Below are 11,370 nucleotides of genomic sequence, written 5' to 3' on the forward strand. Positions count from 1 at the left end.
GGCTGCCACCCCCGCCGTGCAGGCGCAACCGCTGCCCCCGCCGAGCGAGCTGCCGACGGTCGCGGGCGATGCCGCCCAGCGCGCGCTCGCCGCGCCCCCGTCAGCCGCCCGCGCGAACGACCGCGCCGTGACGGACTTCGTCCGGCCCGCAGAGGGCAACGATTTCGGGCGCGACGTCCGCCGGCTTCTGGAGCCCTGACGGGTCCTCCCCCGGCATCGCCGTCGCGCGCATCTGCGTCGCGACGATGCCCGGGTCGAACAGGTTGGCGCGGATCGCCGTGCCTGCGACCTCCTGCGCCCAGGTCAGGACCAGGTGCTCCATCCCCGCCTTGGTCGCGCCATAGGCGCCCCAATAGGCCTTGGGCCGCGCGACGCGCCCGGTGGTGACGAAGATGGCCCGGCCCGCGGGTGCCGCGCGCAGCGGCGGGTCGCAGGTGCGGATCAGGCGCCACGTGGCGGTGAGGTTCACGCCCACCGTGTCCGCCCAGTCCTTCGGAGTGATGTGCGCGACGGGTGTCAGCGTCCCCAGCGCGCCCGCATTGTGGACCAGGATGTCGAGCCGCCCGAAGCGCTCCATCACCGAGGGGCCGATCATGTCGATCTTGTCGGCCTGCTTGACCAGGTCGAGCGGCAGCAGGCTCGCGGGCTTGCCGCCGGCGGCGCGGATCGCGTCGTCGGTCTCCTCGAGCCCGCCCTGCGTGCGGGCGACGAGGACGCATTGCGCGCCGCGTCGCGCGAGTTCCACGGCGACGGCCGCGCCGATGCCGCGCGATGCGCCGGTGAGGAGGGCGACGGTGCCGGTGAGGTCGGTCATGCGGATTTCCGAAAGAAAGGCCGGGGGAGGGGAACCTCCCCCAGGCCCCCTCCCTTTTCTGTATGTTGGGGACTGACGTCCAAGGTCGCGAAGCAGGTTGAGGCGGGCGGGGGAGAAGGTCCCGTCTTCCCCTGCCTACTGCCCTGCGGGCTGAAGCAGCGAAAGCTGCCGGTCCGAATTGTCCTGCCAGTCGGTCAGCGGGATCGCGTAGTCGCCCGTGAAGCAGGCGTCGCAGAATTCGGGCCTCGCCGCGTCCCGCGCCGGGCGGCCGAGCGCGCGATACAGGCCGTCGAGCGAGATGAAGGCCAGGCTGTCCACGCCGATGATGCGCGCCATCTCCGCCACGTCGTGCTTGGCGGCCATCAGTTCCGAGCGCTCGGGCGTGTCGATGCCGTAGTAGCAGGAGTGCGTCGTGGGCGGGGAGGAGATGCGCATGTGCACCTCCTTCGCCCCGGCCTGACGGACCATCTCGACGATCTTGCGGGAGGTGGTGCCGCGCACGATCGAATCATCGACGAGGATGACGCGCTTGCCTTCCAGGATCGGGCGGTTGGCCGAATGCTTCAGCTTCACGCCGAGGTGGCGGATCTGGTCGGTCGGCTCGATGAAGGTTCGCCCGACATAGTGGTTGCGGATGATGCCGAGCTCGAAGGGGATGCCGGCTTCCGCCGCGTAGCCCATGGCGGCCGGCACGCCGGAATCTGGCACCGGCACCACCACATCGGCCGAGACGCCCGATTCGCGCGCCAGCTCGGCGCCGATCCGCTTGCGCGTGTCGTAGACGGGCGTCCCTTCCATGACGGAGTCAGGGCGGGCGAAGTAAATGTATTCGAAGATACAGAAGCGCCCGGCGGTCCGGCCGAATGGCTTCACGCTGCGCACGCCGGCATCGTCGATGATGACGACTTCGCCGGCCTCGATGTCGCGGACGAATTCGGCGCTGACGATATCGAGCGCGCACGTCTCCGACGCCAGCACATGCCCGCCATTGGCCAGCCGCCCGAGCACGAGCGGACGCACGCCGAGCGGGTCCCGCGCGCCGATCAGCGCGCCGTTGTGCAGCGCCACCAGCGAATAGGCGCCTTGGACCTGCTTGAGCGCATCGATCAGCCGGTCCAGCACGGTGGAATACAGGCTGATGGCGATGAGGTGGACGAACACCTCGGAGTCGGTCGTGCTCTGGAACAGGCAGCCGCGGCGGACGAGGGCACGCTTGAGCGCGTGGGCATTCGTCAGGTTGCCGTTGTGCGCCACCGCGAAGCCGCCGAACTCGAAGTCGGCATAGAGCGGCTGGACGTTGCGCAGCGCTGTCTCGCCGGTGGTGGCGTAGCGGTTATGGCCGACGGCGGCCCCGCCGCGGAGCGAGGCGATGACCTTCGCCTCGCCGAAATTGTCGCCCACCAGGCCCAGGCCCTTATGGGCGTGGAACAGGCCCTTCTCGTCCAGCGTGACGATGCCCGCCGCCTCCTGCCCGCGATGCTGGAGCGCGTGTAGGCCGAGCGCGGTCAACGCCGCCGCGTCGCCGCCGTTCCAGACGCCGAACACGCCGCATTCCTCATGCGGCTTGTCGTCATCCCAGCCCATCGTGGCGTTCATGGCGATCCTCAATTCGGGCTGCGCGCGGGGGGGCGCAGCAGGTCGTCGACGGTCGGCCCGGCGGCCCCGGGGGGGTCGACGAGTCGGGGCCGATAGGGTTCCGGCACGTGGGCGATGGACCACCGCGCCGCGTCGGCGATCAGTGGCAGGCTGCGCGCTTCGCGCACCGCGGCGGGCCAGGACTGCGTCTCGGGGGCGAACATCCCGGCCAGGATATAGGCAATCACGAGCAGCACCGCACCCCGTGCGGCACCGAAGACGAGACCGAGCACGCGGTCGAGCCCGCCGAGCGCCGAATCCTGCACCCGGTCGGCGATCGCGTTGGTCACCAGCTTCAGGATCACCAGCAGCACCAGGAACACCGCGCCGGCGCCGACCGCGTCCGCCAGCATCGGCGGGTCGAGCCACTGGGAAGTGTAAGGCTGCAGATAGGGCCTCGCCAGGAAGGCACCGCCCGCGGCGCCCGCCCAGGCGCCGAGGCTCAGCACTTCCCGCACCAGCCCGCGAAAGAAGGCAATGGCCGCCGAGATGACGACCACCGCCGCGAAGGCACCATCGACCCAGGTCATGGCCGCCCTGTAGCAGCGCCCCCCGCCGGCGTCACCCGCCCGCCCGGCGCGGCCGCACCGACTTCTCCGCAAAGCCCGCGACGAGGTCCGCGAGATGCCCCGTTTCGGCCAAGGCGAGGCCGGCCGGCGGTGCGGGGGCCTTGCCGCCGCGCGCGACACGCCGGGGCAAGGTGGCTGCGGTGAAGCCGAGCTTCGCCGCTTCCCGCAGCCTTGCCTCGGCCTGGGCGACCTGGCGGACCTCGCCAGAAAGTCCGACTTCCCCGAAATAGACAGCGCCGGAATCGGTCGGCCGGTCGGTCGCGGCCGAGACGAGGGCCGCGGCGACAGCCAGGTCCGCGGCGGGTTCCGCGATGCGCAGCCCACCGGCGATGTTGAGGTAGACGTCGTTCTGCCCGAGCGACATGCCGCAGCGCGCTTCCAGCACGGCCAGGAGCATCGACAGCCGCCCGGAATCCCACCCCACCACCTGCCGGCGCGGCGACCCGCCGGAGGACGGGGACAGCAGCGCCTGCACCTCCACCAGCACCGGCCGCGTGCCTTCGATGCCCGCGAAGACCGCGCTGCCCGAGACATTTCCCCGACGTTCCGCGAGGAACAGCGCGGAGGGATTCGCCACCTCGACGAGGCCCGTGCCCGTCATCTCGAAGACGCCGATCTCGTCGGTCGCGCCGAAGCGGTTCTTCACCGCGCGCAGGATGCGGAACTGGTGCCCGCGGTCGCCTTCGAAATAGAGCGTCGCGTCGACCATGTGCTCCAGCACGCGGGGCCCGGCGAGCGTGCCTTCCTTCGTCACGTGCCCGACCAGCACGATCGCGAAGCCGCGCGCCTTGGCCAGCCGGATCAGCTCGGCGGCGCAGGCGCGCACCTGCGCGACCGTGCCCGGCGCCGAATCGAGCGCGTCGAGCCAGACCGTCTGGATCGAGTCGATCACCACGAGCGCGGCGTCGCGTTCCTGCTCGAGGCTCGCGACGATGTCGCGCAGCGCGGTCGCGGCGGCGAGCGCCATAGGGCTTTCGGTCAGGCCCAGCCGTGCGGCGCGCAGGCGCACCTGCTCGACCGCTTCCTCACCGCTCACATACAGGACCCGTCGCCCGGCGGCGGCGACGCGCGCGGCGGCCTGCAGCAGGATGGTCGACTTGCCGATGCCCGGGTCGCCGCCCACCAGCACGGCGGAGGCCGGCACCAGCCCGCCGCCGAGCACCCGGTCGAGTTCCGCGATCCCGGTCGGGATGCGCGCGGGCGGCGCGCTTTCGCCCTTGAGCCCCACGAACTCAACGCGTCGCCCGCCGGCCGCCTTGGCGGCGGGGCCGGGGCCGCGCGGGGCGGGGGCTTCCTCGGCCATCGTGTTCCATTCGCCGCAGGCCTCGCAGCGCCCCTGCCACTTCGGGTGCGCGGCGCCGCAGGCCTGGCAGACGAAGCGAGTCTTTTCTTTGGCCATGCTCGATCAGGTCCCCATCCCGGCGGCGCGTCAACAAACGTCACCGCTTCAGTATTCGTTCACTTGAATCTGGTGCCGTATCGAAATGAAATCGCCGCAGACCTTATCCCGGAGCCTGGACCGACGCACCTTGACCAGGCTCGGCGCCGCCGCGCTGATCCCTTCGGCGGCGCGGGCCGCGGCGCCGACCTGCGGCGGCACCGGTTCCGGCCTCGGCATCCTGCGCCTCCTGGCGGATGACCACGCCCATGCCGGTGGCGCAAGCGTCGACATGGTGCCGAGCCTCGGGAGCCCCGGCGGGCTGGCGGCGCTGCGCGCCGGGCGGCTCGACCTCGCCATCGCCGCCGGTCCCCCGCCGGCCGTTATGCTGGCCGCCGGATACCGCTCGCGCCCGCTGGCCCGCACGCCGGTCGTCATCGCCACCCATCCGGCTGCCGGCGTGTCGACGCTGACATCCGAGGCGGCGGGGCGTCTGCTCTCGGGAGCGGACCGCGCCTGGCCCGGCGGCGGTGCGGTCAGGCCCATCCGGCGCGAGCGGGTCGAGAGCGAATGGGCCGTGCTGCGGGGGGCGCTGCCGCGGATCGCGCCGCTGCTTGGCGGGGCGGGCCCCGCCGGCAGCCTCGTGGTGCTGAGCGCGCAGGAGAATCTCGCCGCCATCGCCATGATCACGGGCGCTGTCGGGGTCACCACCGTCGGCCAGGTGGGAACGGAGGCGGCCGCGGTACAGGTCCCGGCGATCGACGGCCTCGCGCCGAGCGCGCCGGCGCTCGCCGCCGGCGCCTGGCGGCCGGCGCTGTCGCTGCACCTCGTCTGGCGGGATCCGGCGCCGGCCCCGCTCGCTGCCTTCCTCGCGCATCTCGATGGCCCTTCGGCTGCCGCGCTGCTGGCGCGCTACGCCTATATCTCCCTGGAGCACGCTACGGCATGAAGGACTCCAACGACCACCGAGCGCTGACGACGCGGCTCCATCGCAGTGTCACGAATGTCGCGCGCGCCATCGCTCTGGTGCTCGCGCTGTTGCCGCCGCTGGCCTATCTCGGCGCCTCCGTCACGCGCATCGAGACCGAACTCGAAGTCGAACTCGAGCATGTCTCGGCCGCGCTCGGCGCGCTCGCCACGCGCAATCCGACCCATTGGCGGTTAGAGTCCGATCGAATCGCGGTTGCGCTTGGCAGGGCCGAGCAGAAGGATGAGGAAGAGGGGCGCATCCTGCTCGACCTGCAGGGGGCCGTGATCGCGCTTAGCGGGCGGGAGCCCGGCTGGCCGACCGTTTCCGCCACCGGCGAGGTGCGGGCCTTCGGGGAACCGGTTGCCCGGCTCGTCATCGTCAAGTCGCTTCTCGAGCTGATCGAGGGGGCTGCGCTGATCGCGATGGTCAGCGGACTGCTGGCGCTCTTCGGCTTCCTGATGTTCCGCCACATGCCGGAGCGGATGCTCGACGACGCAATCCGGCAGGTGACGCACCTCGCGACGCATGACGCGCTGACGGGCCTTTCGAACCGGGCCATGCTGATGGACCACCTCGGGCTCGCGCTGGCAGGCGCGCAGCGGGAGGAAGGGATCGGCGTCGCGCTCTTCTGCCTCGACCTCGACCGGTTCAAGGAGGTGAACGACACGCTCGGACACGCGATGGGCGACGTGCTGCTGCGCCAGGTGGGCGCGCGGCTGCGCGCCGAGCTTCGGGAGACTGACACCGTCGCGCGCTTCGGAGGGGATGAATTCGCCATCGTCCAGCCGCGCCCGGCCCATCCCCAGGCCGTCGAGCAGTTGGCGCAGCGGCTGATCAACGCGATCCGGCAGCCCTTCGACCTCGGCCCGCACCAGGTCATGGTGGGAGTGACGATCGGCATCGCGCTTGCGCGGGGGCGTAGCCATCCGGCCGCGGAAGCCGTGCTCGCCGATGCCGATACCGCGCTCTACTCGGCCAAGCGCGACGGACGCGGCACGTTCCGCTTCTTCGCCGACGAGATGAATGTCGCGCTGCGGGGCCGGCGGCAGATGGAGGCCGATCTCCGCGTCGCGCTGCGGCGGGGGGAGTTCGAACTGCACTACCAGCCGCAGGTCTCGCTCGAGACCACCGAGGTCACTGGGGTCGAGGCGCTGCTGCGCTGGAACCATCCGAAGCGCGGCAGGGTGGGGCCCGACGAATTCATCCCCCTCGCCGAAGAGATCGGCCTGCTGCCGCAGATCGGCGCCTGGGTGTTGCGCACCGCGTGTCGCGACGCGCTCCGCTGGGTCGGGGTGAAGGTGGCGGTCAACGCCTCGGTGCACCAGATCCATGCCGGCGGGTTCGAGACGATCGTCGCGCGCGCCCTGGCCGATACGGGCCTGCCGGCGCGGCGGCTCGAGATCGAGATCACCGAGGGCGTGTTGATGTCGCAGACGGATGCGACGGTGCGCACGCTCGAACAGATCCGCGCCCTCGGCGTGACGGTCGCCATGGACGATTTTGGCACCGGCTATTCCTCGCTTGGCTACCTCCAGCGCTTCCGCTTCGACAAGCTGAAGATCGACCGCTCCTTCGTCGCGAGCCTCGACCATGATGTCAGGGCGACGGCGATCGTGGACGCGGTGCTTGGCATCAGTCGCGCGCTCGGCGTGCGGGCGAATGCGGAGGGCGTGGAGACGCAGGAGCAGGCCCGCATGCTGGCCGAACGCGGCTGCGAGGAAGCGCAGGGCTGGCTCTACGGCAAGCCCGTTCCGGCGTACGAGATCGACGCGCTCGTCGCCGCCAGGGGCCTGGCCGCGGCGGCCGAGTAGCCGCGCGTCAGCCGCGACCGAGATAGGCCAGCACGTCCCCCTCCGGCGCCACGCCTTCCACGTGCCGGCGGTGCCAGAGCGCCAGGAACAACAGGTGCCACGCGGCGAAGCCTTCGCGCTTGCCCGCGGCGGCGCGGAACAGGGGCAGGATGCGGTCGGGCTTCGCCACCTCAGCCACGCCGGGCTGGGCGGCGACCAGGGGGGCAAGGCGCTCCGCCTCGGCCGCGATCCAGGCGCCGACCGGCACGGTGAAGCCCTGCTTCTTGCGGAACGGCTCGCTCGCCGGGAAATGCCGGGCAAGCCATTGGCGGAGCAGGAACTTCCCCTGCCCCTCGCGCACCTTTAGCGCATCGGGCAGGCGGAAAGCGGCGGCCGCCACGCCGGAGTCGAGGAAGGGCGTGCGCCCCTCGACGCCATGCGCCATCAGGCAGCGGTCGAGCTTGGTCAGCAGGTCGTTCGGCAGCCAGTCCGCGACATCGAGCGCCTGCGCCGCCTGCAGTCGCGTACGCCCCGGCGTGGCGGCCGCCGCCGCCGCGGCCTCGATACCGTCCCGCCAGCCGCGCGGGGGCTGGCGCAGCACGTCGAGCCTGTCGAAGGCGCCATGCGCGCGCATCGCCTTGCCGCCGAGCCACCAGGGCTTCATGGCCGAGCGGTAGCGGCCGTAGCCGCCGAAGATCTCGTCGCCGCCCTCGCCGGACAGCACGACTTTCACCTCCTCCCGCGCCCGGCGGGCGAGGAACCAGGTCGGGATGATGGCGTAATCCGCCGCCGGGTCGTCCATGGCGGCGACGATCTCGGGCAAATGGCGCCAGGCCATCTCCCGCGTCACGTCGATAGTGACGTGCCGCGCGCCGGCGGCGGCGGCGGCCCGCGCGGCGGCCTCCCGCTCATCCGCAGCACCGGGGATGTCGAAGCCGGCGGTGAAGGCGAGCACGGGGCGCTCGTTCAGCCGCGCCATCATGGCGAGCACCGCGGCGGAATCGGTCCCGCCGGAGAGGAACATGCCGTAGGGCACGTCGCTGCGCTGGTGCAGGTCGACGCTCTCGGCCAGCGCGGCGTCGAGGCGCGCGAGCGCGGCCTCCTCCCCGATCTCCTCCGGCCCGCCCTCGGGCAGGGCGGCGCGGCGGCGGCGCTCGACGATCGCGCCGTCGGCGATCACGACCGTCTCCCCGGGCAGCAGGCGGGTGATGCCCTCGAAGATCGTCTCCGCGCCGGTGGTGAACTGGATCTGCAGCAGTTCCGCGAGCGGTTGGCGCCGGATGCGCGGCGCGACGATCCCCGCCGCGAGAAGGGCGGCGGGCTCGGAGGCGAAGGCGATGCCCGATGCCGTTTCCGCGAGATAGAGCGGCTTGATGCCGAAGGGGTCGCGGGCGAGCACTACCTGCCGCGTCGCGCGGTCATGGATGGCGATGGCGTACATGCCGCGCAGCGTGTCGGCGAAGCCGGCGCCGTCGCGGCGGAACAGGTGCAGCGGCGGCTCGCAATCCGACCCGGTCGCGCAGACCAGCGCGTTCTCCGTGCGCAGTTCCCGGTAGTTATAGACCTCCCCATTGCCGACGAGCGCCGCCGGTCCGGCAAAGAGTGGCTGGTCGCCGGTGGCGAGGTCGATGATGGCGAGCCGCGTATGGGCGAGCGCGACATGGCCCGCGACATGGTGCCCGTGCCCGTCCGGGCCCCGATGGGCGAGGGCCGCCGTCAACGCTTCCAGCACGCGCGGGTCGGGCACAATGCCAGGCTTGAGCGCGAGGCCCGCGATCCCGCACATCGCGTCAGGCCGCCCGCGCCGCGGGGGCGATTGCGGCGAGGAAGGCCTGCCACCGCGCGATGACCGCGGCTTCCGCGAAGTCCCGCACAAAGGCCGCCCGCCCCGCCTGCGCAAGCCGCGCGGCGCGCTGCGGGTCAGCGAGCAATGCGCCGACCACCTGGGCGAGTGCTGCCGCATCCTCGACCTGCACGAGCAGCCCGGTCTCGCCGTCCTCGATCAGTTCGGACGGCCCCTGCGCGGCCGCCGCGACGACCGGCCGCGCGGCGGACCATGCTTCCAGCACGATGTTGCCCAGGGGTTCATGGCGGGAGGAGCAGACGAAGATATCGCTGCCCGCGAGCAGCGCGCCCACGTCCCGCCGCCAGCCGAGGAAGGCGACGCGGTCGGCCACGCCGAGGTCGCGCGCCAGGGCTTCGAGCGCCGCGCGCTCCGGCCCGTCCCCTGCGATGGACAGATGCGCGCCGGGCAGCAGCGCCAGTGCGCGCAGCGCCACGTCGAACCCCTTGTTGCGATGCAGCCGCCCCATGGCGAGCAGGCGCTGCGCCCCGGGCAGATGCGCGGGCGCGGTCCCGGCGAGGTCATCGACGAAGTTCGGCAGGTGGTGGACGCGCGCCGCCGGCCAGCCCTGCGCGACGATCCAGCGGACGATGTCGCGCGTGTTGCCGACCAGGTGATCGCAGCGCCGATAGTATTTCAGGTCGTAATAGCCGCCGAGGCGCCCGACCAGCGTCCAGGGACCTTTGGGCGCGAAGCGCGCGGCGCGGTTCATCCAGGCAACGACGACATCGGGCGCGAAGCCCACGAGCGCGCGCTTCAGCCGCGGGCCGGTCAGAACGTCGAGCATGCCGCCGAAGCCAAGTTCGACCGGCGCGAGCCCGCCCATGCGCAGCCGCTCGGCGCGTTCATCGTCGCGGCGGATGACCGGCAGGACATCCTCCCCCGCCGCGTGAAGGCCGAGGCAGAGGCGTTCGAAGAACCCCTCCGCGCCGCCGTGCCGCGCGCCGGCCATCACCTGCGCGACCCTCATCCGCCGTGCCTGCCGGGTTCGAGCCGCGCCTTGAGGTAGGCGAGCAGCGGGAAGGCGCCGGTGCAGAAGGCGAGCAGGATGCCCCATGCGCCTTCCTTGTACCCCTTGCGGGAGACGTAGGACTTGAAGCCGCGCATGACGAAGCGGCGGAGGTTGTTGCCGAGCGAGCCGATGTTGCCGCTCGCGATCAGGTCCGCCGCCTTGGCCGAGGAATACTTGTCGAGCCGGCGCAGCATGTCGGAAATGTCGCGGTCGACCAGATGGACCAGCGCCCCGTCCGTGATCTTCGGCCCCTCCTCGCCCGTCCAGTCGAGCCCCGGATGCACCCGCTGCGCCCGCCAGCGCTTCGCACCCCGGCGGAACAGGCGCGGGACGGAGGTGGTGCCGAAGGACCCCGCCCAGCCGTGCCGGATCAGCCTCTCGCCCACGTAGTTGTCCACGGGCACCTGGTGCCAGGCGTGGCGGCTCGTCGTGATGGTCGCGCGCACGGCCTTGGCCAGCGCGGCGTCGACGCGCTCATCGGCATCGACTTCCAGGATCCAGTCGCCGCTGCAGGCGGCGATGCCGGCGTTGCGCCGATCCCCTTCCAGTTCCCAGGCGCCTTCGAGGATGCGGGCGCCGGCCGCGCCGGCGATCTCCGCGCTGCGGTCGGTGCTGCGGTCGAGCACGACGACGACCTCGTCGGCGAACGCGACGGAGGCGAGGCAGTCGGGCAGGCGATCCTGCTCGTTCCGGGCAACGATCAGGGCGGACAGGCGCGGCGCGCTCATGCCGCCTCCTCCCCGAGAGGAACCGGGTCGGGCCGCGCGAGCAACACAGCGGCGGCGTCGGCCACGCGGGTGGCGGAAAGCGCGCCCATCGGCGCCGCCCCCGGCGGGCCCTTGGCCAGCACCGCCTGGGCGCGCGCGCCGACCGGGGCGTATTCGGCCGCTGGCGTCGGGCCGAACAGGCCGATGGTGGCCGTGCCCGTCGCGGCCGAGAGGTGCATCAGCCCGGAATCATTGCCGACGAACAGCGCGCAGCGGGCGAGGACGGCGGCGGCCTCGGGCAGGTCGAGCACGCCGAGCAGGTCTGCGGCCTCGGGCAGCGCGGCGAGCACCGGCGCGGCCATGGCGCGTTCCTGGTCCCCTGGGCCGCCGAGGATGACGATGCGTGCCCCCTCAAGCGCGCCGCCAGGGCCGGTGAGCAGCCGTGCGAGCGTCACGAAGCGGTCCGACGGCCAGACTTTTCGCGCCCAGTTCGCGGTCGGACCAAGGGCGAGCCAGGGCGGGCCGCTCGGCAGCAGGCTTTCCGCCCGCGCCGCCTCGGCCGGCCCGAACCAGGCGACGGGGCGCGGCGCGGGGCTGACGCCGAGGGTCTCGGCCAGGTGCAGCAGCCGGTGGCCGGGCCGCCGGCCGCCGC

The 11,370-nt window shown here is 72.4% G+C and carries 10 protein-coding genes; 2 read left to right on the forward strand and 8 right to left on the reverse strand.

Annotation, left to right across the window (positions count from 1 at the left end; genetic code table 11):
• Positions 1 to 100: 100 nt before the first annotated feature.
• From HW577_RS12590 to radA, 4 genes are all read right to left on the reverse strand, one after another.
• Positions 101 to 814 (reverse strand): SDR family NAD(P)-dependent oxidoreductase, encoded by a 714-nt coding sequence (locus tag HW577_RS12590; RefSeq protein ID WP_198376484.1) that lies wholly within the window; start codon positions 812 to 814, stop codon positions 101 to 103.
• 135 nt (positions 815 to 949) lie between these two features.
• Positions 950 to 2,410, reverse strand: coding sequence for an amidophosphoribosyltransferase (gene purF, locus HW577_RS12595; RefSeq protein WP_198376485.1), 1,461 nt, complete (start codon positions 2,408 to 2,410; stop codon positions 950 to 952).
• A gap of 8 nt (positions 2,411 to 2,418) precedes the next feature.
• The gene (locus tag HW577_RS12600) at positions 2,419 to 2,979 is read right to left on the reverse strand and encodes a CvpA family protein (RefSeq protein WP_198376486.1); all 561 of its coding nucleotides are present in this window, start codon (positions 2,977 to 2,979) and stop codon (positions 2,419 to 2,421) included.
• Between the two features lie 31 nt (positions 2,980 to 3,010).
• Positions 3,011 to 4,417, reverse strand: a complete 1,407-nt coding sequence (gene radA / locus HW577_RS12605) for a DNA repair protein RadA (protein ID WP_198376487.1) — start codon at positions 4,415 to 4,417, stop codon at positions 3,011 to 3,013.
• Positions 4,418 to 4,547: 130 nt separating this feature from the next.
• Between radA and HW577_RS12610 the strand changes: the two genes are divergently transcribed.
• Together HW577_RS12610 and HW577_RS12615 are read left to right on the forward strand one after the other, a co-directional pair.
• Entirely contained in the window at positions 4,548 to 5,345 is a 798-nt protein-coding gene (locus tag HW577_RS12610) for a type 2 periplasmic-binding domain-containing protein (RefSeq protein WP_198376488.1), read from the forward strand.
• Positions 5,342 to 7,177 carry a putative bifunctional diguanylate cyclase/phosphodiesterase gene (locus tag HW577_RS12615; RefSeq protein ID WP_198376489.1) on the forward strand — a complete coding sequence of 612 codons (1,836 nt, stop codon included), beginning with the start codon at positions 5,342 to 5,344 and terminating at the stop codon, positions 7,175 to 7,177. Before HW577_RS12610 ends, HW577_RS12615 begins: the two co-directional genes overlap by 4 nt.
• Positions 7,178 to 7,184: 7 nt before the next feature.
• Here the strand turns inward: HW577_RS12615 and asnB are convergent, their stop codons facing one another.
• From asnB to HW577_RS12635, 4 genes are all read right to left on the reverse strand, one after another.
• A complete protein-coding gene (gene asnB / locus HW577_RS12620) occupies positions 7,185 to 8,942 on the reverse strand; it encodes an asparagine synthase (glutamine-hydrolyzing) (protein WP_198376490.1) in 1,758 nt (585 codons plus the stop codon).
• A 4-nt stretch (positions 8,943 to 8,946) separates the two neighbouring features.
• Positions 8,947 to 9,969 carry a glycosyltransferase gene (locus HW577_RS12625; protein WP_198376491.1) on the reverse strand — a complete coding sequence of 341 codons (1,023 nt, stop codon included), beginning with the start codon at positions 9,967 to 9,969 and terminating at the stop codon, positions 8,947 to 8,949.
• Complete coding sequence (locus HW577_RS12630) at positions 9,966 to 10,739, reverse strand: glycosyltransferase family 2 protein (protein ID WP_198376492.1); 774 nt, start codon at positions 10,737 to 10,739, stop codon at positions 9,966 to 9,968. The genes HW577_RS12625 and HW577_RS12630 overlap by 4 nt, the downstream gene beginning before the upstream one ends.
• Positions 10,736 to 11,370, reverse strand: a 635-nt coding sequence (locus tag HW577_RS12635; RefSeq protein ID WP_198376493.1) for a glycosyltransferase family 9 protein, incomplete at its 5' end; no start/stop codon positions are given. The genes HW577_RS12635 and HW577_RS12630, both read right to left, overlap by 4 nt.

It is taken from the genome of Neoroseomonas rubea (assembly GCF_016106015.1).
Classification (GTDB): Bacteria; Pseudomonadota; Alphaproteobacteria; order Acetobacterales; family Acetobacteraceae; genus Neoroseomonas; species Neoroseomonas rubea.

Excerpts from the sequence above, each read along its gene's own strand:
- HW577_RS12590 (WP_198376484.1), bottom strand. The coding sequence starts at position 814 with ATGACCGACCTCACCGGCACCGTCGCCCTCCTCACCGGCGCATCGCGC.
- purF (WP_198376485.1), bottom strand. The coding sequence starts at position 2,410 with ATGAACGCCACGATGGGCTGGGATGACGACAAGCCGCATGAGGAATGC.
- HW577_RS12600 (WP_198376486.1), bottom strand. The coding sequence starts at position 2,979 with ATGACCTGGGTCGATGGTGCCTTCGCGGCGGTGGTCGTCATCTCGGCG.
- radA (WP_198376487.1), bottom strand. The coding sequence starts at position 4,417 with ATGGCCAAAGAAAAGACTCGCTTCGTCTGCCAGGCCTGCGGCGCCGCG.
- HW577_RS12615 (WP_198376489.1), top strand. The coding sequence starts at position 5,342 with ATGAAGGACTCCAACGACCACCGAGCGCTGACGACGCGGCTCCATCGC.
- asnB (WP_198376490.1), bottom strand. The coding sequence starts at position 8,942 with ATGTGCGGGATCGCGGGCCTCGCGCTCAAGCCTGGCATTGTGCCCGAC.
- HW577_RS12625 (WP_198376491.1), bottom strand. The coding sequence starts at position 9,969 with ATGAGGGTCGCGCAGGTGATGGCCGGCGCGCGGCACGGCGGCGCGGAG.
- HW577_RS12630 (WP_198376492.1), bottom strand. The coding sequence starts at position 10,739 with ATGAGCGCGCCGCGCCTGTCCGCCCTGATCGTTGCCCGGAACGAGCAG.